The sequence below is a fragment of the Phenylobacterium sp. genome (assembly GCF_046290725.1).
Lineage (GTDB): Bacteria > Pseudomonadota > Alphaproteobacteria > Caulobacterales > Caulobacteraceae > Phenylobacterium.
In genome coordinates this window covers 129136-155109 of record NZ_JBKBUH010000004.1, presented here as the reverse complement: position 1 = coordinate 155109, position 25974 = coordinate 129136, and the positions used below count along the sequence as shown (strand labels likewise).

The window sequence follows — 25974 nt, the reverse complement described above, 5'->3', positions numbered from 1 at the left end:
GGTTCGGCGTCGGCTTTCGGCTTCGTCTTGGAGAGGAACCCGATGAGAAACGTCCTAGTCATATCCGCCGCCGCCCTCGCGCTCGCCGCCTGCGGCGGGGGAAACGATCGCGCCGAGGGCGAGCGCACCGCTGGCCCCGTGGTTTCCGGCTCGGAAGAGCCGAGGAACGAGGCCATCGACACATCGCCCACAGCGCCCGGAACCGCGCAGACGCCCGGCGCCAGCTCGTTCACCGAGGCCCAGGCCCGCGGCGCGATCGAATCCGCCGGTTACGCCAATGTCGGCGCGCTGACCCAGAACGAACAGGGCCTGTGGCAGGGCCCCGCGACCAAGAACGGCGCCCAGGTGACCGTCTCGGTCGATTACCGCGGCTCGGTGACCGAGCGCTGAGCCCCACCGCCCCAGCTAAAGGAACAGCAGAATGACCCGTACCATCACCCGACTGTTCGATCACCACACCCAAGCCTTGTCGGCGGTGGAGGACTTGGAACGCGCCGGCGTCCCTCACAAGGACATCAGCATCGTGTCCAACAACAGCGACAAATGGCATGACGGCCATCGCCATCCTGGCGGCGCGCGCGCCGACGCAGGCCCGTTGGGCGACCGCAACGGCGACGGCGAGAACGACGTGGCCGACGGCGCCGGCAAGGGCGCGGCCACCGGCGGCGTGCTCGGCGGCGGCGCGGGCCTTCTCGCCGGTCTCGGCATGCTGGCGATTCCGGGCCTCGGTCCGGTCGTCGCCGCAGGATGGCTCGCCTCCACAGCCGCAGGCGCGGTCGCCGGAGCGGCCATCGGCGGGGCGACCGGCGGACTGCTCGGCGCACTCAAGGAGGCCGGTCATTCCGATGAGGAAGCCAACGTCTATTCCGAGGGCGTCCGCCGGGGCGGCACCTTGATCAGCGTGCGCGCCGACGACAGTCACGCCGCCCGCATCGAGGAGATTCTGCACGGCCGCCAGGGCGTGGACGCCTCCGCACGCGGCCAAGCCTATCGCGAGCAGGGCTGGAGCCGCTTCGACGCGGAGGCTGCGCCCTACACCAGCGACGAGATCGCGACGGAGCGCAGCCGGTACGCCGAGGGCCGAAGCTTCGCCCACGACGGGACGAGCCGGGCGGAAACCGACGACCTGGGCCGCGGCCTTGGAACCTCCCGCCCGGGGCCGGCGGCGGGCCGCGACATCTGACGAAGGCCAACTAACGGCATTATACGCGCCAATATCTTGCCTATGATCGGAGCCGCCTCTAACCTGCGGTTGGGAGGCGGATCATGGGCAGGTTCGGCGCAATTGCAGTCCTGGCGGGCGCGGCTCTGCTCGCCGCCTGCCAGGGCGAGCCGCAGGCGTCGCCAAAGCCGTGCCTGACGCAGGGAGCCGTTCCTACGCCGGCCGATCCGCTGGCGGGGCTGGTCCCCGTGCCGGGCGGCGCCTTCGCGATGGGCGCCGGCGCCCTGCGGCCCGAGGAGGGACCGACCCGCACGGTGCGGGTGGCGGCCTTCCAGATCGACCGGACGGAGGTGACCAACGCCGCCTTCGCCGCGTTCGTTCAGGCCACCGGCTACAAGACCCTCGCCGAGCGGCCGCTGGACCCCGCGCTCTATCCACACCTGCCGCCGGAGGCGCGGGTTCCGGCTTCCCTCGTGTTCGTCGGGGCGAAGAAGGGGGTGGATCGAAACGACCCCTCGGCCTGGTGGCGTATCGTGCCGGGGGCGGACTGGCGCCATCCGGAAGGGCCCGGCAGCTCCATCGAGGGCAAGGCCGCCTGGCCGGTTGTCCATATCGCCTACGAGGACGCGCTCGCCTACGCCCGGTGGCTCGGCCGCGACCTGCCGACCGAGGCCGAATGGGAGTTCGCCGCCCGCGGCGGCCTGGCCGGCAAGCGCTTCGCCTGGGGCGACGACGACCAGCAGGCGGCCGAGCCGAAGGCCAATGCCTGGCAGGGCGTCTTCCCGGCCCTCGACACGGGCCAGGACGGCTACAAGGCGCAAAGCGCGCCAGTCGGCTGCTACCCCGCCAACGGCTTCGGGCTGCATGACATGTCCGGCAACGTCTGGGAGTGGACCAAGGACTGGTTCCGCCCGGGCCTCGCCGAAGCCTCCGTGCTGGAAGCGGGAGGTCCGCCGAGATTCCGTGCTTTGGATCCCGCCGAGCCCGGCGTCGCCAAGCGTGTCGTCAAGGGCGGGTCCTTCCTCTGCTCGGAGGACTATTGCTTCCGCTATCGGCCGCCGGCGCGGACGGCGGGGCCGCCAGACACCGGGGCTTCGCACACCGGCTTCCGCACGGTGCTGCGCAGCCCGCCCGTCTTCGAGGAGACGCCCTCATGACTTCGCCCATCGCGCTCAGCGGCGCGCCCGGCTCGCCCTACACCCGCAAGATGCTGGCGGTGCTGCGCTACCGGCGGATCCCCTACCGGTTCCTGATCAGCGGGACCGAGCCGCCCGAGCTGCCCAGGCCCATGGTCCAACTCCTGCCCACCTTCTATCTGCCAGGCGCGGACGGCGCGCTGGAGGCGGTGGTCGACTCCACCCCGATCATTGCGCGGCTTGAAGCCGAGCACGTAGGTCGCAGCCTGCGCCCGGCCGACCCAGCGCTCGCCTTCCTGGACGCGCTGATCGAGGACTACGGCGACGAGTGGCTGACCAAGCCGATGTTCCACTATCGCTGGGCCTATGAGGCGGACATCGCCCGCGCCGCGGCGATCCTGCCGGCCTGGCGGCGATCCCAGATCCCGGACGAGGCGCTGCTGGCGGCGGGCCGCCAGTTCGCCGAGCGCCAGATCGGCCGGCTTCGGGTGGTCGGCTCCAACCCGACCACCGGGCCGATCATCGAGGCCAGCTACCGCCGGTTCCTGGAAGCGTTCGAGGACCACCTGCGTCACCACCGCTTCGTGCTGGGCGGGCGGCCGGCGGCGGCGGACTTCGCCCTTTATGGGCAGCTGACCCAGCTCTCGCACTTCGATCCCACGCCGATGGAGCTGACCCTGAAGATCGCGCCCAGGGTCTTCGCCTGGGTCGACCTGATGGAGGACCTCTCCGGTCTGGAGCCCCAGGATGGCGACTGGTTCGACTCAGGGGCTCCGCCGCCCACCCTGATCGCCCTGCTGGCGGAGATCGGCCGGGTCTATCCGCCGGTGATGCTGGCCAATGCGCAAGCCGTCGCGCAAGGCGCCGATGGGGTGGTCTGCGAGGTGGACGGCGCCCGCTGGGAGCAGGCGCCCTTCCCCTACCAAGCCAAGTGCCTGAAGGCCCTGCGCGAGGCCCACACCGCCCTGCCCGGCCAGGCTCGCGCCAGGATCGACGCCATCCTGGGCGGAACGGGCCTGGCCGCACTCTTCGCCTGATCCCCGTCTGGCGGCAGGGACCGGGAGCGGATATGCAGCCTCACCCGCCCGCGCCCTCAGGAGCCCCGCGACCCTTGGCCAGTTCCGTCCCGACGCCCGAATCCGCCAAGCTGGACGGCCGCCGCCAGCGCTCGGCGGACAGCCGCGCCCGCATCGTGGCCGCCATGCTGGAGCTGACCCGCGAAGGCTGCGTCTCGGTCAGCGCCGAACAGGTGGCCGCCCGGGCGGAGGTCGGCCTGCGGACGGTCTTCCGCCTGTTCAAGGACATGGACAGCCTCTATCGCGAGATGTCGCTGATCGTGGAGGCCGAGGTCCGCAAGGCGATCATCCTGCCCTATCGCACCGACCACTGGCGCACCCGCCTGGACGAGCTGATCGAGCGCCGCGCCCAGGTGTTCGAACGCATCGCCCCCCACAAGCGCGCCGGCGCCGCCCACCGCCACCGCTCGCCCTTCCTGGAGGAGAGCCACCGCGCCATGGTGGCCGAGCTGCGCGGCGTGCTGCGCGAGGTTCTGCCCGCCGACATCGCCGAGGACCGTGAAAAGTTCGAAATCCTGGACCTGCTGATGAGCTTCGAAGCCTGGTCGCGCCTGCGCGAGGAGCAGGGCCTGGGGGTCGAGGAGGCCCGCAGTCTCATCGTCCACGCGGTGGCGAAGCTCGTGGACGGATCGCGCGCGCCGTGAGGTTGCGTGTCCGGACAGTGTAGCAAAACTTCGAAGATGGGAGCATTGACGAAGCGGTCGCGGCAGCGAGGGAGCGGGCCATGACAACTCGAACGGGCAGCTGCCTCTGCGGCGCGCGGGTTTACGAGATCGCCGGCGACATCGGCGCGGTCTGGGTTTGCCATTGCTCGCTCTGCCGCAAGGCTTCGGGTTCGAACGGCAATGCGATCCTGATCGTGCCGAAGGATCAATTCCGCTGGGTGCAGGGAGAGGATCACGGCGTCACCTTCGCTCTCCGCCCAACCTATTCGATCACCCGCTGCAAGACCTGCGGCACGCCGCTGCCGGCTGAGGAGGACGAATCCAACGTCTATGTCACGGCCGGTACGCTGGATACGCCGCTCGGCAAGGGGGTGCGCACGCGCCTCTTCTGCGCGTCACGGGCGGACTGGGATCGCGACGAGCCCGACGTGCGCCACTTCGACGAGCGTTCCCGGTGAGGCCTGGGGCGCCTACGGCGCCAACATGCCCAGCACGAAGTCGGCGCGGGCTGCGACCGAGGCCCTGGGCAGCAGCACGACTTCGTAGCCCAAGGCCGGATAGGCCTTGAGCAAGCGGTCGTATTCGATGAGCGCGGCCTCGAACCCGTGGCGGCGCTCGGGGTCCTGCACATAGATCTCCGGCCACGGCGGGGCGAGGAAGGCGCGAGCGTTGTAATGTCGGCCGACCCCAAGGGTCTGGCCGGCCGGCTCGCCGGTCGCCTGCTCCAGCGCGCAAGCCGCGTCGATCAGGCCGCGGTCGAAGAACACCCAGCCCGGAAGGGCGTCCGCCGCCGCGAGGTCGGCCAGCGCCACTTCCACCGCGCGGCGGGCGAAGGCCGCCGCATCGACCCACGGCAGCGCCGATCCACCGGCCGCCAGTTCCTGCCGCACGATCCGCCGGCCCGGCTCCTCGACGATTTGACAGCCGCGCGCTGTGAGCTCGGCCAGCAGGCTCGACTTGCCGCCGCCGGAACAGCCGGAGATCGCGACGAAGCGGTCGGACATGACTTGGTTCCTCGCAGCGGCCGGCGTCTAGAATGGGGCGCAGGTGCTGAGGTTGACCGGTTCGGACTCCGTCCGGGTCCAGGTTCCGTCGGCCTTGGTGAAGGTGGCGAAGGCTGAGCCCGGGCGGCTGGTGGAGCCGTCGGGTTCTCGGCCCTGGAAGATCATGGCCGCAACCAGCCGCGCCGAGACGCCGGCGGCGCGGTCGGCGGGCGTGAGTTCACGCGCGCCCTTGCAGGCGACCTCGAAAGCCTCGCAGCCCTGGCCCTCGACCTTGGCCGCGCAGAGCGGGTTCTCCGACTCAATCACCGCACGCCAGGTTCGGATTTCGGCGTCCACGCCTGCATAGGGGTCACCCCCCGGGCCGCTCGCCGCGCCGCCCTGCCCGCAGGCTGAAAGTGCGAACGCCGAAAAGAGGGATGCTGCTGCTCTGAGCTTCACGCTCTCTCCTTCTGAGTTGAGCGACGGGTTTGACAGGGGGAATGGGGCCAGGGTTAGGCGGCGTTGGCGGAGACGAGCCGACCTTGGAAATCACCCTGAGCTTCAAGCTTTCGTGGCTTGGGGGACGCTTGGGTCCGGCGCACATATTGGGAGACGTCCGTCCCAACTAGATCGTGCCCATGCCCTTTCTGCAGTTCCTCCTACTGACCAACCTGACGGCCCTCATTGTCGGAATGCAGCTGGGGGCAGGGTGGATCCTAGCTTTCGGTCGAGAGAGTCTGCCCCCAGGCGCCGAAGTGGCGATTGGGTTCCTCATGCTGCTTGGCGCGCCCCTGCTGATCACGTTCACCCTGCTGGTTTCCAGATCCCTGAAGCAGCCCGGCGGGGCGAGCGGAGGATTGGCATGCTTCATCGGAGTCATCATCGCGACGCTGATCATCCAACCCGGCGCCCTACTTGCGGACTTCCGGGGACTTCAGGTCGCCTCCCTCTTATGGCTAGTCTCGATAACGCTTGAGCTTGTCTTGAGGCGGAGGGGGATCCGTCCTCCCAGCCGATCGTCCAAATAGCGAGCCTATCCGGGTCGAGCCCGCCCGCTCTCGGCTCCCATCGGCGAGGGAAACGAACTTGCGGACGCGATCAGCCCCCCCGAGGCCCCGCGCCAGCGAGTTCGCGGAGCCCTGGTCGACCAGCCAAGTCAGGATTCCGCCATCGGTCCGGCAAGCATCGCCTCCGGCATTTCCCTCATCCGCGCGCGGCGCGTCCTCCTGCGAGGCCATCGTGCGTCGATGAAGGCCGCTGTCTGGCCTTTGCACTGGCTCCTCGCCGGGTGAGCAAGTCACCGACCATGTGAATGCGCCCAGCCTGGTGAGTTCCTGCATCGGCGGTCGATCGCAGATGAGGCGGCGTTGACCTTCCGCCCACCGCGCGCCACTAGACCCTTCATCAGAAAAGGGAGCTCGCCATGACCGCCACGCCGCTTCGACCCGAGACCCTGGCTGTCCATGCGGGCTGGCGAGCGGACCCCACGACGGGTTCCGTCGCCGTACCGATCCATCAGACGACCTCCTACCAGTTCCGCGACGCCGAGCATGCGGCGGCCCTGTTCGCCCTCCAGGAGAGCGGCAACATCTACACGCGGATCATGAACCCGACGACCTCCGTGCTGGAGGCGCGCGTCGCCGCGCTCGAAGGCGGCGTTGCAGCCCTGGCGGTCGCCTCCGGGCAGGCCGCCTCGGCCCTGGCGCTGCAGAACCTCGCGCGCGCCGGCGATAACGTGGTGAGCTCGACCGCCCTCTATGGCGGCACCTGGAACCTCTTCGCCAACACCCTGAAAGACCAGGGGATCGAAGTCCGCTTCGTCGATCCCGAGGATCCCGAGAACTTCCGCAAGGCGACCGACAGCCGGACGCGCGCCTATTACGCCGAGACCTTGCCCAATCCAAAGCTTGAGGTGTTTCCGATCGCCGAAGTGGCGGCCATCGGACGGGCGATCGGCGTTCCGCTGATCGTCGACAATACGGCCGCTCCCCTGCTCTGCCGCCCCCTGGACCACGGCGCCGCGGCGGTGGTCTATTCCCTGACGAAGTATATGGGCGGGCACGGCACCAGCATCGGCGGCATGATCGTCGACGGCGGCAATTTCGACTGGGCGGCCGATCCCGAACGCCAGCCCCTGCTGAACAGCCCCGACCCCTCCTACCATGGCGCGGTGTGGACCGAGGCCGCCAAGGCCTTGGGTCCCGTCGCCTATGCGCTGCGCGCCCGCGTCATCCTGCTGCGGGACCTGGGTCCCGCGCTCTCGCCCTTCAACGCCTTCCAGCTGCTGCAGGGGATCGAAACCGTGGCCCTCAGGATGGAGCGCCACTGCCAAAACGCCCAACGGGTCGCCGAGCGTCTTGCCGGGCACAAGGCGGTGACGCGGGTGATCCACCCGTCGCAACAGCAAGGCGAGGCCCGCGCCCGGGCAGACCGCTATCTCAAGGGCGGATATGGCGGCCTGGTGGGCTTCGAGCTGGCCGGCGGCGTGGAAGCCGGCCGGCGTTTCATCGACACCCTGCAGCTCTTCTACCATGTGGCCAATATCGGCGACGCGCGCAGCCTGGCGATCCACCCGGCCTCCACCACCCACTCGCAGCTGAACGAGGCCGAGCAGGCCGCCACCGGCGTCACCCCCGGCTATGTCCGCCTCTCCATCGGGCTGGAGCACATCGACGATATTCTGGCCGACCTCGATCAGGCGCTCGCGGCGGCGTCCAAGGGCTAGGCGGGCCAAGACCTAGCAGTCGGCGAGCGCCCCCTCACCCCCGCCGCGTCAGCCCCTTCTGCTCCATGCGCCATTTGAGCTGGTCGAAGCGGTCCTGGCCGAAGAAGGGCGCGGCGTCAAAGACCATGAGGGGCACCCCGTAGTGGCCGGCGGCCCGCTGGGCCGTCTGGCTCTCGGCGATGATCGCCTCGTACCGAGCGGGGTCGGCGGCGATGGCGGCGTCCAGGACCGCGAGGTCCAGGCCGGCGCGGTCGGCCGCACGGGCGAGGTGGTCGCCCTCATGCCAGTTCTCCGTTTTCCCGCTCCAGATCAGGCTCGAGACCTCCTTCAGAAACGCAAGCCCCCGGCCCGCTTCGGTGGCCGCCACGCCCAGGCGGCTGAGGCGATGGATGTGGGGCTGGTCCTTGGGATACTTGCCAGTCGCCGGATCGCGCAGGACCGGGTCGGGCCTCGGCCAGGCGAAGGGCAGGCCGAGGTATTCGGCGGTGCGGAAGACGTCGAAGGCGAAATAGACCTGCCAGAGCGGGTCGTTGTTGTCGAAGAACTCCGGCTGGCGCACCGCCAGCGGATGAACGACGCGGACGTTGCAGGTCACGTCGTAATCCCGCTCCAGCTCCCACAGCCGCGGCGTGACGAAGTAGGAATAGGGCGAGCGGAAGGACCAGTAGAGGTCGTAGGTCAGGGTCATGCGGGGCCTTTGTCGGGGTTTGGGAAGCCGCGGCGGGCAAAGAGCAGGATGACGATCAGCAGGGCCTCGACGATCATCGGCGGAACCTGGGCGAGCGTCGGTCCTTCCAGGGCGAAGCTGAGGGTGCGTCCCGCCAGGGCCAGGGCCAGCAAGACCAACGGGGGGACCAGCCAGCGGCGGTCGCGGCGCCAGGCGGCGATCAGCAGGAAAAGGCCCGCCGCGCCGAAGAAGCCGCCCAAGTCGGCGCGCAGGGTTCCCAGCCCCTCCACGCCCACCGGAGCGACCGACAAGGCCTCGGCCGCCATCTCCGGCCGCAGCCAGAAGCGCAAGGCGACGAGCAGGGCCAGCGCGCCGGCCACCGCCGCGGTTCCGCGGCTGACGGGTCCGGGCCAGCGGCGGCCGGCCAGCAGCAGGGCGGCGGCGAGCCCCAGCACAACAAGGGCGATCACGCCCAAGCGCGGGGCGTTCGCCTTCAGGAGCGCGATCTGGAAGTTGCGGGCGATCTGGCGGTCGAAGCTGTGTCCGGGTGGGATCTCGAGCACGCCGGCGTCCTTGGCATACCGCTCATAGTCGGCGCGCATGGATGCTGCGAGCTCGGGCATGGCCTGGCTCAGGTCCTGCGTCTCGCCGGGATCGGCCTCGATGTCGTAGAGCCGCCATTGGCTGTCGCCGAAGGGCGGCGGGTTCTTCACCAGCTTGTAGGCCCCGCGGAAGAGGGCCGCGGCGCCGGCGGCCTCCATCGGCACGGACTCGTCGGGGCCGTAGACCCGCTCGGCTGCGCCGGAGAGCACGGGAATTAGGCTCTTGCCGACGAGCTGCGGCGCCGGGGCCGGCGCGGGGCTCGCGCCGGCGAGCTGCAGGATGGTGGGCGCGATGTCGGTGACATAGGCGAAGGCCGCTACGCTCTGCTCGGGCCGCACGCCCGGGCCGGCGACGATCAGCGGCACGCGGATCCCGCCTTCGGAGGCGTAGAGCTTGAAGAGCGCGCCGGGCGCGGCGTTGGCGTTCGCCGCCTCCGGACCGATGTCGGCGAAGGTTCCCCGCTCGCCCAGTCGGTCGAGGTCCTGGGAATAGCCCACGGTGCGCAGCCAGCGGCGGAAGCCGGGATTGGCCACGGGGTCGTTCGGCTCCGGCCCGTTGTCGGAGAGCACGATGAAGACGGTGTTGTCGTAGGCGCCCGTGGCCTTCAGGTGGTCGATGAAACGGCCGAGATGGTGATCCATGGCCTCCAGCATGCCGGCGTTGACCGCCAGGCTCTTGGCCGCCAGCGCCCGCTCGGCAGGCGATAGCTCCTCCCAGCGGCGCAGGCCGGCCGGCGGCGGGCCGAGCCGCGCGCCCTGGGGGATCACGCCGGCGGCGCGGGCGCCTTCGAACCGGCGCTGCCGATGCGCCTCCCATCCGTCGGCATAGACTCCCTCGTACCTGGCCGTGAACTCGCGCGGGGCCTGGACCGGGATGTGGACGGCCTGGAACGGCAGATAGGCGAGGAAGGGCTTCGAAGGGTCCGGCCGGGCGTCGAGGTAGGCGATCATCCGGTCGACAAGGAACTGCGAGGAATAGAAGTCCTTGGGCAGGGTCGCGGGCTTGCCGTCCTCGTACCACTCGCGGCCGGTGTAGATCGGCAGGTACGGCCTCTGCTCCCAATTGTCCCCGCCGCTGGCGTCAAGGGCGAAGGAGCGGTCGAAGCCGTGAGCGCTGGGCAGGTCCTGCGGGCGCGCGCCCAGGTGCCACTTGCCGGTCATGAAGGTGTCGTAGCCGACGGCCTTCAGCCGGGCGGCGATGGTGACCACGCCGTCGGCCAGACGGCCGAGATAGCCCGGCTTGCCGCGGTGTTCCGGCGGAACCGACTCCGGCAGGTTGCCGACGCCGGCCCTATGACTGTGGACGCCGGTCAGCAACATGGCCCGCGACGGCGCGCAGATCGGCGAAACGTGGAAGTTGGTGAACCGCGCGCCGCGCCGCGCGAGCGCATCGATGTTCGGCGTGGCGATCTCGCTTCCATAGACGCCGAAGTCCGTGAAGCCGACATCGTCGGCCAGCACGATGACGATGTTCGGGGGCCGCTCGCCAGGCTGGGCGAACACCGTCGCCGGCCACAGAAGCAGGGCCGCCAGGGCCATCAACCGGATCGCGCCTCGCATGTGCCCTCCCCCTCCGCAATCGCGTCAGCATATTATGGCATTGTTCGCGCCACAATCCTTGAGACGCTCTCCGCCACCGATCCGTCGCCGAACCGTCATCGAACGGTGAAGCTTCGCAGCTAGCCCTGCACCCGTCGACGCGGGGGTCGACGGCGCCTAGGGTTCTGCTCCGGTTCTCCGGAAGGCTCGGACCTGACGAGCGGGCATGAATTCCCGGCAGATCGGAGACTGGGGTGACCGAACACCAATGCTGCGGCGTGGCCGCACACGATAAGCGCGGCTTGCGGGCCGGGATCGCCCTGTCCATTGCGGCGCTGCTGGCCGGTTGCGCCGCCGTGGCCACGCCTGAGCCCACCGCCCAGGTTCCGGCCGCGCGCGAGACGGAAGCTGTAGCCTCGCGCGGGGACGCGGCCGACGATCCCGCGATCTGGCGCAATCCAGCGGACCCAGGCGCAAGCCTGATCGTCGCCACGGACAAGAAGGCCGGGCTCTTCGTCTATGGCCTCAACGGCGCGGTGCGATCGAGCCTGCCTGCCGGTCGGGTCAACAATGTCGACCTGCGCGACGGCGTGGCCTTCGACGGCGGCCCGGGCGTGCTGGTGGGGGCAAGCGACCGCTCGGACCTCGCCGCGGCGCGGATCGCCCTCTACCGCCTGGATCCCGACCGCGGCCAGCTGCAGCCGGTGGGCGCGGTGGAAGCCGGCGCGGGCGAGGCCTACGGGTTCTGCCTCTGGCGCCGGCGCGAGGATGCGGCGGTCTTCGCCTTCCTGGTGATGAAGAACGGCCAGATCGTTCAGGCTCGGCTCGACCTCGCCGGCGGAGCGGTGCGCGGCGAGATCGTGCGGCGGGTGAAGCTCGCCACCCAGTCGGAGGGCTGCGTGGCCGACGACCGCACCGGCCTTCTTTATGTGGGCGAGGAAATGGCCGGAGTCTGGCGGCTCTCGGCCGCCCCGGACGCAACCGAGGCGCCGGTGCTCTTCGCCGCCGCAGACGGCCGCCGGCTGGTGACCGACGTGGAGGGCGTGGCGATCGCGCCCGAGGGCGAATCCGGAGGCCTGCTGATCGTCTCCAGCCAAGGGGACTCAGCCTATGCGGCCTATCGCCTGGAGGACGGCGCCTATGTCGGCCGGTTCCGGATCGGGCCAGGCCCGGACGGGATCGGCGGGACCAGCGAGACCGACGGCATAGAGATCGCCCTGGGCGACTTCGGGTCGGATTTCCCCGAGGGCCTGATGATCGCCCAGGACGGCGACAACGCGCCGAAGGCCCAGAACTTCAAGATGGTCGATTGGCGAGAGGTCCGCCGCGCCCTCGGGCTCTGAGCGCGCGGCGAACCAAGGCGAGGCGGTCTCAGATCATCCCCTGCTGAGCGAACAGGAAGCCCACATAACCGGCGTAGGCGACGAGGAAGACCGCGCCCTCCCATCGCTTCAAGGTCCAGCCGGTCCGCAGGAAGAGGAGCAGGAGCAGACTCGCGGCGATCAGCACCCAGACATCCAGCTGGGCGATCTGCGCCGGCACGGGAATGGGCCGGACGGCCGCGGTGATGCCGAGGATGCCCAGCACATTGTAGATGTTCGAACCGATCACCCCGCCCAGCGCCACGTCGCAGTGGCGGCGCGCGGCCGCGACCAGGGTGGCCACCAGCTCCGGCAGGGAGGTGCCGACGGCGACGATGGTGAGCCCGATGACGGCTTCGGAGATCCCGAGGTCGCGGGCGAGGTCGACGGCGCCCGTCACCAACAGCCGCGCGCCGAGCACGGTGAGGGCCACGCCGCCCAGCGCCGCAAGCAAGGAGAGCCAGACCTTCCGAGGGCCAGGCCGGGCGTCCTCGGCGATGTGCAGGTGAACCTCGGCCTCCGGCCCGGCCTCGGCGCGCTCTGTGAAGTAGGCCCGCACGATGTAGGCGACCAGCAGCACCACGAGTATGAGGCCCAGCCACCGCTCCAGCGTTCCGGCGAAGATCGCTGCGGCGCAGACGGCGGTCGAGGCGGCGAGCACCACCCCGTCGCGGCGGTAGGCTTGAGGCGTGATGGCCAGCGCCCGGACCATGGCCGCGGCCCCAAGGATCAGCAGGATATTGGCGATGTTGGAGCCCACCACGTTGCCGACAGCGATCCCGGGCGCGCCCTCAAAAGCGGCGAGGAGGCTGGTGGTGAGCTCCGGAGTGGAGGTGCCGAACCCGACGAGGGTCAAGCCGATCAGCAAAGGCGAGACGTTGAAGGCGCGGGCCGCTCCGACAGCTCCCCGGACCAGGATCTCCCCGCCACCGGCCAGGAGCAGAAAACCAAGGGCGATGAAAAGCCACGTCACGCGGCGCCGGACGCAGGCTGGGCTGCATCTCCCTGAAGATTGAAATTAGGCATGCGACATCCCCTTGTTGCGGTTCGCCAGCTCCCACGGGGGTGAACGCTTCATCGCGGGCCCCGAGCGAACTGGCGCTCGTCGCGGTCCGACATCGCAACCTTGGAGGTCGCCAGAGGGGCCCGGCCCGCGTGGCGGCAAGATAGGGCGGCCCTCGCTGCGATCAAGCCCCGCCAAATGGACAAAACAGCAAAGCCCGCGGCGAAGCGGCGGAACCGCCCCGCTCGCCCTCCGTTCCGCCTGAACGCTCCAGGTCCACGGTCGCTGGGGGCGTGTTAGCGCGGCTCTCGAACGCGGGGAGGAATGGAACGCGCATGGGGTGGCTGAAGGCGCTGCACATCGCCGGCCTGATCGTCTGGTGCGCGGGCCTCATCTACCTGCCCGGCCTTCTGCTGGGCCATCGCCGCGTCGCCGACACCCAGGACTTCGCCCGCGTGCGCCGCGCCAGCCGGTTCGCCTACACCGCCATCGTCTCGCCGGCCGCCTTCGTAGCGGTGGGCGCGGGCATGGCGTTGCTGTTCGTCGCCGACGCCCTGCACGGCTGGATGTTCGTCAAGCTGGCCTTGGTGAGCGTTCTGACGGGAATCCATGTCCACTACGGCTACATCCTCGACCAGTTGTCGGACCAGAAGGTCGACCCGCCGCGGCGGAGGCTGTTCGGCCTCTTCGCCGGTCAGTTGGCGGTGATCGGGGTCATCCTGTTCCTGGTGCTGGCCGAGCCGCCCATCGCCACGGAGCCGCTGCCGCATTGGCTGACCACGCCGGGCGCGCTTCAATCCTCCTCGGCCAGCATCACGCCCATCTGATGTTCGAAGACCAGCTTGCCGCCATGCCAGCCCGCCAGGCCTACGAGGACCAGGCCCAGGGCCGAAAGGAAGGCGCCCCAGGGCAGCACCATCCCCTCGCGGTCGATCAGGCGCAGGCCCCAGTTCGCGCCGATCACGGAGAGGAGCATCATGGCCGCCACGGCGTGGCTCCAGCTCTCCGGCCGGCGTCGGATGCCGCGGGCGGCCAGGAGTTCGGCGGTCCCCACCACGGCGGCGAGCAGGCCGAGGCCGAAACCCCACCCGCTGGTCCAGAGGCTGACCCGGGCGAAGAACGGGTCGGCGGTCAGCCAGTAGAAGAAATCGCCGCCGAGGGTCGCGCAGACCAGAGCGATCGGGAAGGTGACGAGCATGGCGTGAATGGGGTGGCCGGCCAGCGCGATCTGCGAGCCGATCTCGTGATAGTGCGGGTCTCGGGCGGGTGGGGCCATGGGGGTGCAACGCCCACGCGGCCCCAGCGGTTCGGCGCGCCCCTCCTCGCCCTGGCCTGCGCGGCCTGTTCGGGGCCGTTCTCCACCCTTGATCCCGCCAGCCCCGCGGCCGAGCGCGTGGCCCTGCTGTGGTGGATCATGTTCTGGGGCTCGGCCGTGATTCTGGCCGGCGTGATGGCCGCAGCGCTCTACGCCCTGCGCCGGCGAGCCAGCGTAATTTCCGAACGCGGCTTCCTGATCGGCGGCGGCCTGGTCTTCCCGAGCGTCGTGCTGCTGGCCCTGCTGATCTGGTCGCTGCGGGAGGGGGATGCGACCAGCGCTCGGGCGGACGAGCCGGCCTATCGCGTGGAGGCCACCGCCTCGCAGTGGCGTTGGGAGTTCGCCTATCCGGAGGAGACCGCCGCTCCTACCCTGAACGTCCTTCACCTGCCGGCGGGTCGGCCGGTCCACGTGACGGTGCGATCCCGCGACGTGATCCACGCCTTCTGGGTCCCCCGCCTGGGCGGCAAGATCGACGCCATACCCGGGAAGGCCAACACCATCCGTCTGTTCGCGCCGGAGCCCGGGCTCTACCGCGGCCAGTGCGCGGAGTTCTGCGGCCTCTTCCACGTCGACATGGACTTCGAGGTGCAGGTGCATCCTGCAGACGAATTCGCCGCGCGGCTGGCGGCCGCGGGAGCCGCCCCATGACCGGAAAGCTCTCGGCCCTCGCCCGTCACAAGGCCCTGGACCATCTTTGGGGCACGCCCGGCGGATGGCGATCCCTGTCGGCCGTGAACCACTCCATCGTCGGACGCCGGTTCATGGTGACGGCGGCGATCTTCTTCCTGATCGGCGGGGTTCTGGCCATGCTGATCCGGGCCCAGCTCGCCGGGCCCGAGACTGCTTTTCTGGAGGCTGGCGCCTACCATCAGGTCTTCACCATGCACGGCGTGGTGATGATGTTCCTGTTCGCCATCCCGATGATCGAGGGCCTGGCGCTCTACCTATTGCCCAAGCTGCTCGGCGCGCGCGATCTCGCCTTCCCGCGGCTCAGCGCCTTTGGATACTGGTGCTACCTGTTCGGCGGCTCGATCCTCCTCCTGGCCCTGCTGGTGGGCGCGGCCCCGGACGCCGGCTGGTTCATGTACACGCCGCTGTCGTCCAAACCCTACACCCCGGGCATCAATTCCGACGTCTGGCTCATCGGTGTGACCTTCGTGGAGGTCTCCGCCGTCTGCGCGGCGGTGGAGTTCATGGCCACCGTGCTGAAGGTGCGGACGGCCGGCATGGCCCTGCAGCGGATGCCGATCCTGGTCTGGTACCTGTGGGTGACCGCGGCCATGATGCTGTTCGGCTTTCCCCCGCTGATCCTGGGCAGCGTGCTGCTGGAGGTCGAGCGGGCCTTCGACTGGCCCTTCTTCGACCCCCTGCGCGGGGGCGACCCCCTGCTCTGGCAGCACCTCTTCTGGCTGTTCGGCCACCCGGAGGTCTACATCATCTTCCTTCCCGGGGCGGGGGTGATCTCCACCCTCATCCCGGTCTTCGCCGGCCGGCCGCTGGTGGGCTACGCCTGGATCGTCTGCGCCATCGTCGCCCTGGCTTTCCTCAGCTTCGGGCTGTGGGTCCACCACATGTTCGCGACCGGCATCCCGCACCTGTCGCTGGCCTTCTTCTCGGCCGCCAGCACGCTGGTGGCGGTGCCGACGGCGGTGCAGGTGTTCGCCTGGCTGGCGACCCTGCTCGGGGGGCGGCCGCGGCTGCGCCTGCCGATGCTCTGGGTATTCGGATTCCTGTTCGTCTTCGTCACCGGCGGCCTGACCGGGGTGATGGTGGCGCTGGTCCCCTTCGACCTGCAGGCGCACGACACCCACTTCATCGTCGCCCACCTCCACTACGTTCTGATCGGCGGCTTCGTCTTCCCGATGGTGGCTGCGGGCTACTACTGGCTGCCGCACCTGACCGGCCGGCGACACACCGAGGGCCTGGGGGTCGCCGCCTTCTGGCTGACCTTCCTCGGCATGAACCTGACCTTCCTGCCCATGCACCTCACGGGGCTGCTCGGCATGCCGCGCAGGGTCTACACCTATGCGCCGGGCCTGGGCTGGGATGGGCTGAACCTCGCCTCCTCGATCGGCGGCTTCGTCATGGCCATCGGCTTCGGGCTCGTGCTGGTGGACGTGATCGCCCAGACCCGTTTCGGCCCGCGGACCTTCCGCAATCCCTGGAAGGCCGGCACGCTGGACTGGGCCATGCCCCTGCCGCCGCCGAGCTACAATCTCGCCAGCCTCCCGACCGTGGCCGACCGCGATCCGCTCGCCTCGCGGCCGGATCTTCCGGCGCGGCTCGCCGCCGGCGAAGGCCTCCTGGCGACACCTCGCAACGGCTGGCGCGAAACGCTCGGCGTCCACATGCTGACCGGCAAGCCCGAACAGGTGATCCTGCTGCCGGGGCCGACCTGGATCCCGCTCTTCACGGCGCTGGCCACTGGCGGCTTCTTCGTGGCCTTCCTCTTCAAGCTCTATTGGCTGGCGGCGCTTTCGCTGGCGGCCGTCGTCGCCTGCGCCTGGCGCTGGCTGTGGGCGAGCGGGCTCCGCCTCGACCTGCCGCCGGTGGACATCGGCAATGGCGAGACCGCGCCTTTGCATCCCATGTCCGAGGCGCCGCCCAGCCTCTGGGGCATGATCTTCACCCTGATGGCGAACGGGACCTTCTTCGCCTCCTTGATCTTCGGCTACGCCTTCCTGTGGGTGGTGGCGCCGAACTGGCCGCCGCCGGCCCTGATCGCGCCCAACCTGCCGATCCTGGCGATCGCCGCGTTCAGCCTTGCGGGCGGAGTCCCGGCCGCCGCCCTCGCCGCCAGGGCCAATCGGCAGGAGGACAAGGCTCGGCGGACGATCTGGCTCGGCGCAGCCCTCGTCCTGAACCTGGCTGCGGTGGCCGCCTTCCTGGCCATCGCCGCGCTCGCCCCTTCCCCCAGGGCCCATGCCTATGGCGCGGCCGTGGGCGCGCTTTGCCTCTACGGCGCGCTGCAGAACGGGATCGGAGCGCTCATCTGCGCCTATGCCGGGGCCAGGGCTGCACGCGGCTGGATCTCGACGTCTCGCGGCGTGGAGTTCCGCGCGCTTGGCCTTTGGCAGGGCTACGCCTCCGCCTCGGGCGGCGTCGTGTTGGCCGCACTCTACGCCCCGCTCGCAGGAGGCGGCGCATGAGACCGCCCCCGCCCGTCCTGCTGGTCGTGTTCGTCGCCGGCTTCCTCATCTGGAGCTCAGCCTTCGTGGCGCTCTATGCTGCCCACTCGCTGATCTGCGCTCGGGCGCCGGGCTGGCCGCCGGCCATCGCCCACGGGGTGATGGCCGCGATCTGGATCGGCCACCTCGCAGCGATCGCGGCGCTGGCGGCCTGGATCGTCCGACGCCATCCGACGGAACGGTCGGATCTCAGGTTCCTGCGGCGGACAAGCCTCATGCTCGCCCTGGCCGCCGGGATCGCCACCGTCTGGACCGGACTGCCCATCCTGACCACCCGGGCGTGCGGATGAGCCTGTCGCCGCCCGCCCGCCCGGACTAGAATGCCGACCAAGGGAGCCGCAACGTGAGCCGCGAAGACGTCCCCGTCCCCGCCGAACTGAAGGCCCGGATCCTGGAGATCCTTGGCGGCGGGCAGCTGATGACCCTGGCCACCCTGCGCGAGGACGGCTGGCCCCAGGCGACGACCGTCAACTACCTGCACCGCGGCGTCACGCTCTACTGCCTGGTGGGACGGGAGAGCCAGAAGCTCGTCAATATCCGCCGGGACTCGCGGGTTTCTGTAGCCATCGCGGGACCGCGGGGCGCGGAGAGATCGGTCAGCGGCCTCTCGATGGCCGCGCGCGCCGCCGAGGTGGCCGAACCGCATCTGATCGAGGAGCTCAACCACCTGATCTGGGGTCGCCGGGAAGTGGAAGCCTTCGCGCCGCATCCGAGTTCGCCCAGCGTGGCGGTGCTGGAGATCCGGCCGGAGATCATCTCCCTGGTGAACTACGCCCATCCACCGGGTCAGCAGGTGCTGCTGCGGGTGGTCGAGGACTTCGAAGTCGAGCCGATCTAAGGCGCCTCGACGCTCTCGATGTAGCGGGCCAGGGCCGCGATCTCGTCCGGCTGGAGCTGCAGGCGGGGCATTTCGAAATGCCCGTCGCGGGAGATGGCGGCGAGGCGGCGCTCGAGGGCGGGACCAGTGCTGCGCAGGCGCACGACGGCGAAGGGCGGGCCGTTCGAGGGGGACGACGAGGTCCCCTGGCCGATATCGTGACAACCGCTGCACCGCTGCTCGGCGACGGCGCGGCCGCGTTGCAGCTCGAAGTCGCTGGCGGAAACGAGCGACGCGGCCGGCTTCTCCAGCCCCGCACAGCCGGCGACCACGAAGCCGAACCCGATTGCAGCGATCCTGAAGCTCATGGCGCCGACCTCCCGTTCCTGGCGTACATCGGCCAGATTGGACCTTAGGGCGGCGTCGGCAAGCGGCCTTGACCTCGATCAAGGCGCCGGGCGAGGCCCTGAGGTGGCATAACGCCTGCGAAGGAGCGGTCCATGAACGGGCACAACATCTTTCTCGCCGCCTTCTGGGCGGGTCTGGCCAGCCTGCTGTTGGTCATCCTCGGCCTCTCGGTCGATGCGCGGCGTCGCGAGGACGAATGGTGAGCCGCGCCTGGCGCGCCGGTTCCGCAGCCTTGGCGGCGCTGTCCGCCCTGGCGGTCGGGGCCCATGCGGAATCGCGCCTGCCGCAGGCCGAGGGCGCGGCGTTCCGGCCTCTGGGCCCCGGCGTCGCCATGCCGGGTTTCGGGGCGCAGGCGCAGCTCGGCCCCTCGGAGATCGAGGATCTGACGGAGTACGTGCTGGCGCTCTCGGGCCGAGCCACCGACGCAAAGGCGGTGGGACGCGCCATCCCGCTCTACGAGGCCCATTGCGCCGCCTGCCACGGCCTGGCCGGCGAAGGAAACTCGGAGAACCGCACCCCGGATCTCTCGGATGATGCGTGGATCTACGGCGGAAGCCGCGAGGCGATCCGCAACCAGATCTGGCGTGGCGACGACGGCCGCGGCCCCGGCCGCCACGCCTTCGGCCCGGCCTCCGCTCCCCCGAAGACCGGCGGCTGAGCCAGGCTCAGTGCGAGACGAAGAGCGGCAGGGTGCGCTGGTCCAGCATGCCGCGACTGGCGCCGCCCAGCACCGCTTGGCGCACGCGCGAGTGGCCGTAGAGGCCCATCACCACCACATCTGCCCCAAGGTTCTGCGCGTGCCGGCGGATCAGCACGTCGGCCTCCTCGCCGCGGGTGCGGTCGACAATGACGTCGGCCTTGCAGCCGTGATCTTCCAGATGGCGCTGGAGGACCCCTTCCGGCCCCTCGCCGTTGGGCGAGGCGATCAGCACCGTCACCTGGCCGGCCTCAGTCAGCATCGGCATGGCGTCGCGCAAGGCGCGGGCGGCTTCGCGGGTTCCGTTCCAGGCCACCAGGATCCTGTCGCCGATCTTCAGGTCGGACACCATGTCCGGCACGATCAGCACCGGGCCGCCGCAGCCCATCGCCAGGTCGGCGGCGCCCATCGGGGTTCCATGGGCGTCGAGCCCGCCGCGCGCAGGATGCACGACGACGTCCGCGCGACGGGCGTGCTGCATGTAGCTGTCGGGCCCTTCGGCCTCGATCACCACCCACTCGCTGGCGACCCCGGCGTTGGCGGCCGCTTGCTCGAAGGCCTCGCGCGCGGCTTCGGCCCGCTTCGTCACGTAGGCGCGGTGCTCGGCCAGCATGTCCTGCATCACCTGGGCGGGAAGATAGGCGCCGTAGGTCGGGCCCATATAGGGCGGCAGGAAGGGCTCCAGCACGAAAGCGCCCTTCAGCCGCCCGCCGAAGCGAGCGGCGAAGGCCGCGGCCGCGGCATAGCGCGAGGGAGCCGCTTCGCCTGCATCGGCATAGACCAGGACGTCTCGATAGCTCATCGGCCAATCTCCCGTTGATGCGTTCGTCGTCTTTAACGCCGGATCTCACGGCCAGGCTTTGACCCTCGTCAAGGCCGACCGGACGGTTCGGTTCCAAGTTTGGTCTCCAATGGAGGACAAACCATGGGCGAGCGACTCGGCATCGATGCGGATCCCCTGAATTTCGGGCGCGGCGCGCGGGAGTTCGCCGCCTTCTTCGCCGCAGGCTTACGGGCCCTCTTTCAGCTGGCGACAGGGCGGATGCCGCGGCCGGCGCAGCGCCGCCCCCCGAGGACGCGACGCGACGTCACCGAGCAGATCGGCTCGTTCCCGCTGCACGACTGAACTAGCCGCGGGTCGACCAGGCCAGCCAAGCGGCCACGGCGACGAGGCCCAACGCGAAAACCATCCGCAGCCAGGGATTGGCGCCGGCCGCATACGGGCGGGCCGCCCCCGCCAGCCACACGACGGCGCCGTGAACCGCGATGCTGACGGCAAGGTGGATTGCGCCCAGGGCCAGGATCTGACCGGCGACGCCGCCCTCGTCCGGCCGGGTGAAGCCCGGCAGCAGGGTGACGTAGAAGACCGCGGCCTTTGGATTGAGCACATTGGCGACGAAGCCGCGCCAGGCGAAGCGGCCGTAGGCGCCGGACACGACCGCGGGCGCCCCGTCGGGGGTCCCCCGCCACGCCTCCACCGCCAGCCACAGCAGGTAGCCGACGCCGGCGAAGCGCAGGGCTTGGTAGAGCCAAGGCGCGCGCGTCATCGCCTCGGCAAGACCGATCACGGCGGCCAGCATGTAGACCGCCAGCCCCGCCGTGATCCCTACAATCGTAGCCCAGCCGGCGGCGCGGCCATGACGCGCCGCCACCAGGGCGAGGTAGCCCATGTTGGGCCCGGGCGTTAGCTCGATCAGGCCGACGGCTAGCAGAAAGGCGGCGAGCCTCGGAAGATCGGGAAGGACGTCCAGGCCCGGCCCCTTATTCGGCGGGCTCGAACCGCTTGGCGATAGCCAGGCCGATCAGGGCGGCTGCGGCCGCGGCGATGGCCGCCGTCGCCATCGGGTGCTCCTTGACCTCGGCCACGGCGCCGCGGGCGACCGCTTCGGAACGTTTGCGCGCCTCGGTCACGAAGGTCTGGGCCGCCTCGTTCAGGTCGGCGGCGGCGCGGGCGAAATTGTCCCGCGTCTCGTCGCTGATGGCCGCGCCAGCCTTCTTCAGTTCGTGGGTCACTTCCTCGAGCGCCTCTTCGAGGTTCTCGGTCAGGTTCTTCACCAGGGATTTGCTCATGATCGCGCTCCAGTTGGGTGCGGCCTCAAGGAGCCACGATCCCGGCTGCGGCGCTTTGACGCCGGTCAACGGATTCGCGCCCCAGGCGGGCGAGCAGGCCTTCGATCAGGGCGGCGCGCTGGGCGTCGTCGGCCGCCTCCTCCAGCCGGGCGTCCAGAGCCAGAAGCAGAGCGGCGCGGGCGTTATGCCAGTCGGGCCGGGCCACCGCCTCGGGATCGATGCGGGGCTCATTCGCCACGGCCGCAGCACCCGAACGGTGGAGCACGAAGCCCTCGTCCAGCCGCGGGCTGAGGATGCCGTCGGCTGCAAAACCTGCCTCCGTCAGGCGGCCGCGCAAGCCCTCGATGGCGGCCGGTTCCCCATGGGCGAGGAACACATCGCCGGCGACAGGTGCCCGCGCCTTGGCCCAGGAGACCAGCCCGTCGGCGTCGGCGTGGCCCGAATAGACGTCCAGCGAGCGAATGCGGGCGCGGACCTGGATCTGCTCGCCCTGGATGCTGACCCGCTCGGCGCCCTCCTGCAGGATCCGCCCGAGCGTCCCCACGGCCTGGTAGCCTGGAATCAGCACTGTGGCCTGCCGGCGCCACAACAGCCGCTTCAGGTGCTTGCGGACCCGCCCAGCGTCGCACATGCCGCTGGCGGCCAGGATGATGTGCCAGCCGGAAAGGCGGTCCAGCCGGTCGCTCTCCGAGGGATGGCGCAGGAACTTCAGCCGCTCTCCATCGTGCAGGCCCTCGAACGGATTGCGCCCGGTGTTTCGGTTCCAGCCGCGGCGGCGGAAGACTTCAGTGGCCTCGATGGCCAACGGCGAGTCCAGGAAGATGTCGGCCTTCGGCGCTGCGCCATCGTCCATCAGCGCGAGGATGTCGGCCAGCAGTTCCTGAGACCGCTCCACGGCGAAGGCGGGGATCAGCAACGGGCCGCCGGCGGCGTGGGCGGCGCGCAGCTCCTCGGCCAGCATCTCGCGCCGGCGCTCGGGGTCGATCCAGGGCCGGCGGCGCTCGCCGTAGGTGGACTCGATCACCAGGTGATCCACACCCACGGGACCTTCGGGATCTGGCGAATAGTCCCGGCCGCCGGGGCCGAGGTCGCCCGAGAACAGAATGGAAAGCGGCCCCTCCTCCGTCTCCACGCGGACTTCGATGGAGGCCGAGCCCAGGATGTGACCGGCTTCCCAATAGACGGCGCTGATTCCAGGCGCGACCTCGACCGGCTGGCCGAGCTTGACCTTCCGGAACAGGTCCATGGTCTTGAGCGCATCCCGCTGGGTGTAGATCGGCTCCACCGGCGGGCGGCCGCGACGCTGATTGCGGCGGTTGAGCTGGCGCACCTCGCTCTCCTGAATGCTGCCGGCGTCGGGCAGCATGACGGCGCAGAGATCCCGGGTTCCCGCGGTGGCGTAGACCGGCCCATCGAAACCCGCCTTGGCGAGCTTGGGCAGCAGGCCCGAATGGTCGATATGGGCGTGGGTCAGGAGGACGGCGTCCACCTGATCGGCCGGAAATGGAAACGGCTGATAGTTCAGAGCTTTCAGGGTCTTCGGTCCCTGGAACATGCCGCAGTCGATCAGCACGGTCGCCGCGCCCGTCTCCAGCCGCGCGCAGAAGCCGGTCACGCAGCCGGCCGCGCCGTGAAAGGTTAGGGTGACAGTCAAGCGACGAACTCCTCGGCGAGCGCCCGGGCCAGGAGCGGCGCCAGGGCTACGGCGTTCGTAGAATGCGCACAGGAGTCGGTCGAGATCACCCGCCCGGCGCCCGCCTTGGCCAGCTTGCGGCCGGCCGCGGCGTCGAACAGCGCGTGCACCACCGCGACTTCGAGGGCGGCCGCGCCCAGCCCTGCGAACAGCCGCAGGGCTTCGGCCAGGGTGCCGCCGCTGGAGCAGATGTCGTCGATCAGGGCCACCCGACGGCCCCGAACCTCGAGTTCTGGCGGCAGGATCAGGCGCACGCGCCGATCTCCCAGCCGCACCTTGCGTAGAACGGCATGGTCGCATCCCAGAACGCCTGCGACCTTCCGCGCCCAAGGCTCGGATTCTTCGTCGGGGCCGACGACCAGCGGGTTCCCCGCCGCGCCCAGAGCCTCGCCCAAGGCTTCCGCGGCCGACACGGCGGTCGTGGAGGCGGGGGCGAAGACAGGGCCCAAGTCCGCCGTACGGTGCAGGTGCGGCTCCACGGTCACGATGCGGTCGAACTGCGCGCCCAGCAGGCCGCCGATCACGTCGCGGCTGAGCGGCTGGCCCGGCGAGAACACCGCGTCCTGGCGCATGTAGCACATATAGGGGGCGACCAGGACCAGCCGGCGCACGCCGGCCCGGCGCCAGGCGTCGCAGGCGAGGAGCAGGCGGACAAGCTTGCCGTTCGGCCGGTCCAGCCCGGCATAGGCGAGGACCGTTTCGTCCCCCGGCGACACCTGCGGCAGGACTTCCCCATCCGGGAAGACGTGGGCGGCCACGGCTCGGAACGGAAGGCCGAGCACGTCGGCCAGGCGCCGGGCCGGCGCTTCGTCCTCCGCGAAGGCGTGGACGGCGAAGCTCATGACGCGAACCTGAAGCCGTGGTCTTCCTCGGCGGCCTCGAGGGCGAACTGGAAGTCCGAGGGCTCCGAGCCGTGGATGCGGAACAGCGGCGCGCCCTCCACCACCTCGTCGCCGACCTTGTGCAGCAGGTCGACCCCGGCCCCCGGATCCGTGGGCGCGCCGGCCAGCCTTGCGATGGTGGCGATGCGCCAGCAGTCCACCTGGGCGATGCGCCCGGCGCGCGCGGCGCGCACCTCGTGAACCCGCGACCCGAGGGCTCCGGAAATCGGAGAGGGGCCCTGGGCCTTGGCGATCTCGTCCATCTTGCGGGCCGCAGCCCCGCTGGCCAGCAGTTCGCGGGCGCGCGCCTCGCCCTGCCCGCCCCGGACGTCAGGATCGGCCTCCAGGATCCGGCCGGCGAGGCGGATGGATTTTTCCCGCAGGTCCGCTGGCGCGTCGGGACGCCCGCGGAGAACGGCGCGTACATCGCGCGCTTCCAGCACCGGCCCGACCCCGAAGCCGACCGGCTCCAGCACGTCGGTCAGGAGCACTTCGGTCTCCAGCCCAAGCCGTCCGGCGACGTGCTCGAACAGTTTCTTCAGTCTCAGGGCGGCGCGACGGTCGCGGATCTTGGCGCTTGGACCGACCGGCACGTCGAGCAGCAGCCGGGTGGAGCCGGCGGCGACCTTCTTGGAGAGGATCGAAGCCACCATCTGCTCTGGCGTGTCGATGGCCAGCGGCCGCTCCACCGAGATCAGCACGTCGTCGGCCGGCGAGAGGTTGACCCGCCCGCCCCAGACGACGCAGGCGCCGCAACGCTCCACCACCGCCCGCATCTCTTCCTCGGAAAGGTCGACCCGAGCGAGCACCTCCATGGTGTCGGCCGTGCCGGCCGGCGAGGTGATGGCCCGCGAGGATGTCTTGGGCATCAGCAGGCCGTGGGCGGCCACGATAGGCGCGACGATCAGGGAGGTGCGGTTGCCCGGCACGCCGCCGATGCAGTGCTTGTCCACGACCGTCCGGCCGTCCCAATCGAGCCGGCGGCCGGCGGAGATCATCGCCCGCGTCATGTCCAGGGTTTCGTCGGGGGTCATGAAGGCCGCGCAGGCGATCAGGAAGGCGGCCACCTCGATGTCGGACCAACGATGCTCGGAAAGGTCGCGGGCGATGGCCTCCAGTTGCGGAAGGGTCAGCACCTCGCCGGCCACCTTGTCGCGTACGAAGGCGAAGCTGCGGGCCGGCGGCGCGGGCGCCACCTCGACCAAGGCGCCAGCGGGCAGGCCCAGCCGCCGGAACAGCGGCTGGGGCGCGCCGATCTCGCCCGGCGCCACCAGGGCGGGATCGTCGCAGATCACCGGCGAGGCCAGCAGGCGCAGGCTCCCAGCATGAACCTCCACCCGCCGCGCCCCGGCCAGCCGCTCGGGCCGCACCGCCACGCAGTCGCGCGACAGGAACACCGCGTTCTCGCGATAGGTGTCGAAGGCGAGCGGCTTCAGGCGCAGGGCCACGCCCGAGGCCTCGGGCGGAAGCTCGGCCATCAGGCCGGAATCCGCACGTCGCGCAACCGGCTCCGAAGCGCCTCGGCGCCGTCCAGGGTCCGGTCGTGGGCGTCGGCGACCTCGACCAGGCGCGCCGTGGCGGGCTTGAGCGCGCCGCGCAGCACGCCCAGCGCCCGCGGCGGCGCGAACAGGACCAGTTGCTTGAAGGCGCCCCGCACGGCGGCAGCGTCCAGGTCGCGGGCCAAGGCGGTCAGGAAGCGGCGCTCGGCGGCCTCGTCCGGGTCGGCGTCGTACATGTTGGAGCGGCCATCGCCGGCGCGGCTGTGCACCGTGCCGCCGTGGGCGTGAGCCGGGGGACGGTCCGCCTCGCCGAACCTGCGGGCGAGTTCGGGGATCTCGTGCAGCGGGCCATGGCGACGGCGCTCCTCGAAGATGTGGGCGTTGCGGCCGTCGGCGGCGACGATCCAGGTGGTGACATCGGCAGTCATGTGGGCCTCCATTCCGGCGTGAACCATGGCGAGCCGCCGCGGGCGCGCCGTGACCG

General features: G+C 70.4%; 29 protein-coding genes. 15 read left to right on the top strand and 14 right to left on the bottom strand.

The features are described from left to right. Window positions 1–42 precede the first annotated feature (42 nt). From ACK41C_RS19310 to ACK41C_RS19285, 6 genes are all read left to right on the top strand, one after another. Window positions 43–390 carry a hypothetical protein gene (locus ACK41C_RS19310; protein ID WP_409657899.1) on the top strand — a complete coding sequence of 116 codons (348 nt, stop codon included), beginning with the start codon at window positions 43–45 and terminating at the stop codon, window positions 388–390. Window positions 391–421: 31 nt separating this feature from the next. After that, complete coding sequence (locus ACK41C_RS19305) at window positions 422–1183, top strand: hypothetical protein (protein WP_409657896.1); 762 nt, start codon at window positions 422–424, stop codon at window positions 1181–1183. A gap of 83 nt (window positions 1184–1266) precedes the next feature. Next, window positions 1267–2319, top strand: coding sequence for a formylglycine-generating enzyme family protein (locus ACK41C_RS19300; protein ID WP_409657893.1), 1053 nt, complete (start codon window positions 1267–1269; stop codon window positions 2317–2319). Beyond that, window positions 2316–3335, top strand: a complete 1020-nt coding sequence (locus ACK41C_RS19295; protein ID WP_409657890.1) for a glutathione S-transferase N-terminal domain-containing protein — start codon at window positions 2316–2318, stop codon at window positions 3333–3335. Before ACK41C_RS19300 ends, ACK41C_RS19295 begins: the two co-directional genes overlap by 4 nt. A gap of 74 nt (window positions 3336–3409) precedes the next feature. Then, complete coding sequence (locus ACK41C_RS19290) at window positions 3410–4018, top strand: TetR/AcrR family transcriptional regulator (protein ID WP_409657887.1); 609 nt, start codon at window positions 3410–3412, stop codon at window positions 4016–4018. 80 nt (window positions 4019–4098) lie between these two features. After that, entirely contained in the window at window positions 4099–4497 is a 399-nt protein-coding gene (locus tag ACK41C_RS19285; protein ID WP_409657884.1) for a GFA family protein, read from the top strand. Window positions 4498–4509: 12 nt separating this feature from the next. Here the strand turns inward: ACK41C_RS19285 and ACK41C_RS19280 are convergent, their stop codons facing one another. Together ACK41C_RS19280 and ACK41C_RS19275 are read right to left on the bottom strand one after the other, a co-directional pair. Next, on the bottom strand, window positions 4510–5043 hold the full coding sequence (locus ACK41C_RS19280) for an AAA family ATPase (protein ID WP_409657881.1): 534 nt from the start codon (window positions 5041–5043) through the stop codon (window positions 4510–4512). Between the two features lie 27 nt (window positions 5044–5070). Next, window positions 5071–5481 (bottom strand): hypothetical protein, encoded by a 411-nt coding sequence (locus ACK41C_RS19275; RefSeq protein ID WP_409657878.1) that lies wholly within the window; start codon window positions 5479–5481, stop codon window positions 5071–5073. A gap of 964 nt (window positions 5482–6445) precedes the next feature. Here ACK41C_RS19275 and ACK41C_RS19270 point away from each other — a divergent pair. Further along, window positions 6446–7747, top strand: a complete 1302-nt coding sequence (locus ACK41C_RS19270; RefSeq protein ID WP_409657875.1) for an O-acetylhomoserine aminocarboxypropyltransferase/cysteine synthase family protein — start codon at window positions 6446–6448, stop codon at window positions 7745–7747. A 34-nt stretch (window positions 7748–7781) separates the two neighbouring features. On the opposite strand, the gene ACK41C_RS19265 is transcribed toward ACK41C_RS19270, so the two are convergent. Continuing rightward, entirely contained in the window at window positions 7782–8435 is a 654-nt protein-coding gene (locus ACK41C_RS19265) for a 2-hydroxychromene-2-carboxylate isomerase (RefSeq protein ID WP_409657872.1), read from the bottom strand. Beyond that, on the bottom strand, window positions 8432–10576 hold the full coding sequence (locus ACK41C_RS19260; protein WP_409657869.1) for an arylsulfatase: 2145 nt from the start codon (window positions 10574–10576) through the stop codon (window positions 8432–8434). The genes ACK41C_RS19265 and ACK41C_RS19260 overlap by 4 nt, the downstream gene beginning before the upstream one ends. A 233-nt stretch (window positions 10577–10809) precedes the next feature. Here ACK41C_RS19260 and ACK41C_RS19255 point away from each other — a divergent pair, with 233 nt between their 5' ends. After that, window positions 10810–11898, top strand: coding sequence for a phytase (locus ACK41C_RS19255; protein WP_409657866.1), 1089 nt, complete (start codon window positions 10810–10812; stop codon window positions 11896–11898). Window positions 11899–11926: 28 nt separating this feature from the next. On the opposite strand, the gene ACK41C_RS19250 is transcribed toward ACK41C_RS19255, so the two are convergent. Then, entirely contained in the window at window positions 11927–12889 is a 963-nt protein-coding gene (locus ACK41C_RS19250; protein WP_409657863.1) for a calcium/sodium antiporter, read from the bottom strand. 365 nt (window positions 12890–13254) lie between these two features. On the opposite strand from ACK41C_RS19250, the gene ACK41C_RS19245 reads away from it, so the two are divergent. Beyond that, window positions 13255–13746 (top strand): CopD family protein, encoded by a 492-nt coding sequence (locus ACK41C_RS19245; RefSeq protein WP_409657860.1) that lies wholly within the window; start codon window positions 13255–13257, stop codon window positions 13744–13746. Here the strand turns inward: ACK41C_RS19245 and ACK41C_RS19240 are convergent. Further along, window positions 13713–14195, bottom strand: coding sequence for a DUF2231 domain-containing protein (locus ACK41C_RS19240; protein WP_409657857.1), 483 nt, complete (start codon window positions 14193–14195; stop codon window positions 13713–13715). The two genes, ACK41C_RS19245 and ACK41C_RS19240, sit on opposite strands and share 34 nt — an antisense overlap. Here ACK41C_RS19240 and coxB point away from each other — a divergent pair. From coxB to ACK41C_RS19220, 4 genes are read left to right on the top strand one after another with little or no spacing between them, the layout of a single operon-like run. Next, the gene (coxB, locus tag ACK41C_RS19235) at window positions 14163–14885 is read left to right on the top strand and encodes a cytochrome c oxidase subunit II (RefSeq protein ID WP_409657854.1); all 723 of its coding nucleotides are present in this window, start codon (window positions 14163–14165) and stop codon (window positions 14883–14885) included. The genes ACK41C_RS19240 and coxB overlap by 33 nt on opposite strands. Then, entirely contained in the window at window positions 14882–17386 is a 2505-nt protein-coding gene (gene ctaD, locus ACK41C_RS19230) for a cytochrome c oxidase subunit I (protein WP_409657852.1), read from the top strand. Before coxB ends, ctaD begins: the two co-directional genes overlap by 4 nt. Then, the gene (locus ACK41C_RS19225; protein WP_409657849.1) at window positions 17383–17715 is read left to right on the top strand and encodes a hypothetical protein; all 333 of its coding nucleotides are present in this window, start codon (window positions 17383–17385) and stop codon (window positions 17713–17715) included. The genes ctaD and ACK41C_RS19225 overlap by 4 nt, the downstream gene beginning before the upstream one ends. A 53-nt stretch (window positions 17716–17768) precedes the next feature. Further along, window positions 17769–18263 (top strand): pyridoxamine 5'-phosphate oxidase family protein, encoded by a 495-nt coding sequence (locus ACK41C_RS19220; RefSeq protein WP_409657846.1) that lies wholly within the window; start codon window positions 17769–17771, stop codon window positions 18261–18263. On the opposite strand, the gene ACK41C_RS19215 is transcribed toward ACK41C_RS19220, so the two are convergent. Next, entirely contained in the window at window positions 18260–18610 is a 351-nt protein-coding gene (locus tag ACK41C_RS19215) for a c-type cytochrome (protein ID WP_409657843.1), read from the bottom strand. The two genes, ACK41C_RS19220 and ACK41C_RS19215, sit on opposite strands and share 4 nt — an antisense overlap. Before the next feature lie 236 nt (window positions 18611–18846). On the opposite strand from ACK41C_RS19215, the gene ACK41C_RS19210 reads away from it, so the two are divergent. Further along, entirely contained in the window at window positions 18847–19308 is a 462-nt protein-coding gene (locus ACK41C_RS19210) for a c-type cytochrome (RefSeq protein ID WP_409657840.1), read from the top strand. A 7-nt stretch (window positions 19309–19315) separates the two neighbouring features. On the opposite strand, the gene ACK41C_RS19205 is transcribed toward ACK41C_RS19210, so the two are convergent. Continuing rightward, window positions 19316–20149 carry a universal stress protein gene (locus ACK41C_RS19205; protein ID WP_409657838.1) on the bottom strand — a complete coding sequence of 278 codons (834 nt, stop codon included), beginning with the start codon at window positions 20147–20149 and terminating at the stop codon, window positions 19316–19318. Window positions 20150–20272: 123 nt separating this feature from the next. On the opposite strand from ACK41C_RS19205, the gene ACK41C_RS19200 reads away from it, so the two are divergent. Beyond that, window positions 20273–20473: a hypothetical protein gene (locus ACK41C_RS19200; protein ID WP_409657835.1), complete on the top strand. Its 201-nt coding sequence runs from the start codon at window positions 20273–20275 to the stop codon at window positions 20471–20473. A 1-nt stretch (window position 20474) separates the two neighbouring features. Here ACK41C_RS19200 and ACK41C_RS19195 read toward each other — a convergent pair whose 3' ends face one another. The 6 genes from ACK41C_RS19195 to ACK41C_RS19170 all read right to left on the bottom strand — a co-directional run bounded on the left by ACK41C_RS19195 (window position 20475) and on the right by ACK41C_RS19170 (window position 25918). Then, window positions 20475–21041, bottom strand: a complete 567-nt coding sequence (locus ACK41C_RS19195; protein ID WP_409658006.1) for a LysE family translocator — start codon at window positions 21039–21041, stop codon at window positions 20475–20477. A gap of 67 nt (window positions 21042–21108) precedes the next feature. Continuing rightward, window positions 21109–21417, bottom strand: coding sequence for a hypothetical protein (locus tag ACK41C_RS19190; RefSeq protein WP_409657832.1), 309 nt, complete (start codon window positions 21415–21417; stop codon window positions 21109–21111). 25 nt (window positions 21418–21442) lie between these two features. Further along, window positions 21443–23071 carry an MBL fold metallo-hydrolase gene (locus tag ACK41C_RS19185; protein ID WP_409657829.1) on the bottom strand — a complete coding sequence of 543 codons (1629 nt, stop codon included), beginning with the start codon at window positions 23069–23071 and terminating at the stop codon, window positions 21443–21445. Then, window positions 23068–23952, bottom strand: coding sequence for a ribose-phosphate diphosphokinase (gene prs, locus ACK41C_RS19180; RefSeq protein WP_409657826.1), 885 nt, complete (start codon window positions 23950–23952; stop codon window positions 23068–23070). The genes ACK41C_RS19185 and prs overlap by 4 nt, the downstream gene beginning before the upstream one ends. Then, entirely contained in the window at window positions 23949–25469 is a 1521-nt protein-coding gene (locus ACK41C_RS19175; protein ID WP_409657823.1) for a thymidine phosphorylase family protein, read from the bottom strand. Before ACK41C_RS19175 ends, prs begins: the two co-directional genes overlap by 4 nt. Then, on the bottom strand, window positions 25469–25918 hold the full coding sequence (locus ACK41C_RS19170) for a host attachment protein (protein ID WP_409657820.1): 450 nt from the start codon (window positions 25916–25918) through the stop codon (window positions 25469–25471). The genes ACK41C_RS19175 and ACK41C_RS19170 overlap by 1 nt, the downstream gene beginning before the upstream one ends. Between the last annotated feature and the right edge of the window lie 56 nt (window positions 25919–25974).

Bases quoted from the DNA above. Each gene is read 5' to 3' on its own strand.
- ACK41C_RS19310 (WP_409657899.1), top strand. From the start codon at position 43: ATGAGAAACGTCCTAGTCATATCCGCCGCCGCCCTCGCGCTCGCCGCC.
- ACK41C_RS19305 (WP_409657896.1), top strand. From the start codon at position 422: ATGACCCGTACCATCACCCGACTGTTCGATCACCACACCCAAGCCTTG.
- ACK41C_RS19300 (WP_409657893.1), top strand. From the start codon at position 1,267: ATGGGCAGGTTCGGCGCAATTGCAGTCCTGGCGGGCGCGGCTCTGCTC.
- ACK41C_RS19295 (WP_409657890.1), top strand. From the start codon at position 2,316: ATGACTTCGCCCATCGCGCTCAGCGGCGCGCCCGGCTCGCCCTACACC.
- ACK41C_RS19285 (WP_409657884.1), top strand. From the start codon at position 4,099: ATGACAACTCGAACGGGCAGCTGCCTCTGCGGCGCGCGGGTTTACGAG.
- ACK41C_RS19280 (WP_409657881.1), bottom strand. From the start codon at position 5,043: ATGTCCGACCGCTTCGTCGCGATCTCCGGCTGTTCCGGCGGCGGCAAG.
- ACK41C_RS19270 (WP_409657875.1), top strand. From the start codon at position 6,446: ATGACCGCCACGCCGCTTCGACCCGAGACCCTGGCTGTCCATGCGGGC.
- ACK41C_RS19265 (WP_409657872.1), bottom strand. From the start codon at position 8,435: ATGACCCTGACCTACGACCTCTACTGGTCCTTCCGCTCGCCCTATTCC.
- ACK41C_RS19260 (WP_409657869.1), bottom strand. From the start codon at position 10,576: ATGCGAGGCGCGATCCGGTTGATGGCCCTGGCGGCCCTGCTTCTGTGG.
- ACK41C_RS19245 (WP_409657860.1), top strand. From the start codon at position 13,255: ATGGGGTGGCTGAAGGCGCTGCACATCGCCGGCCTGATCGTCTGGTGC.
- ACK41C_RS19240 (WP_409657857.1), bottom strand. From the start codon at position 14,195: ATGGCCCCACCCGCCCGAGACCCGCACTATCACGAGATCGGCTCGCAG.
- ctaD (WP_409657852.1), top strand. From the start codon at position 14,882: ATGACCGGAAAGCTCTCGGCCCTCGCCCGTCACAAGGCCCTGGACCAT.
- ACK41C_RS19225 (WP_409657849.1), top strand. From the start codon at position 17,383: ATGAGACCGCCCCCGCCCGTCCTGCTGGTCGTGTTCGTCGCCGGCTTC.
- ACK41C_RS19215 (WP_409657843.1), bottom strand. From the start codon at position 18,610: ATGAGCTTCAGGATCGCTGCAATCGGGTTCGGCTTCGTGGTCGCCGGC.
- ACK41C_RS19210 (WP_409657840.1), top strand. From the start codon at position 18,847: ATGGTGAGCCGCGCCTGGCGCGCCGGTTCCGCAGCCTTGGCGGCGCTG.
- ACK41C_RS19205 (WP_409657838.1), bottom strand. From the start codon at position 20,149: ATGAGCTATCGAGACGTCCTGGTCTATGCCGATGCAGGCGAAGCGGCT.
- ACK41C_RS19200 (WP_409657835.1), top strand. From the start codon at position 20,273: ATGGGCGAGCGACTCGGCATCGATGCGGATCCCCTGAATTTCGGGCGC.
- ACK41C_RS19190 (WP_409657832.1), bottom strand. From the start codon at position 21,417: ATGAGCAAATCCCTGGTGAAGAACCTGACCGAGAACCTCGAAGAGGCG.
- prs (WP_409657826.1), bottom strand. From the start codon at position 23,952: ATGAGCTTCGCCGTCCACGCCTTCGCGGAGGACGAAGCGCCGGCCCGG.
- ACK41C_RS19175 (WP_409657823.1), bottom strand. From the start codon at position 25,469: ATGGCCGAGCTTCCGCCCGAGGCCTCGGGCGTGGCCCTGCGCCTGAAG.
- ACK41C_RS19170 (WP_409657820.1), bottom strand. From the start codon at position 25,918: ATGACTGCCGATGTCACCACCTGGATCGTCGCCGCCGACGGCCGCAAC.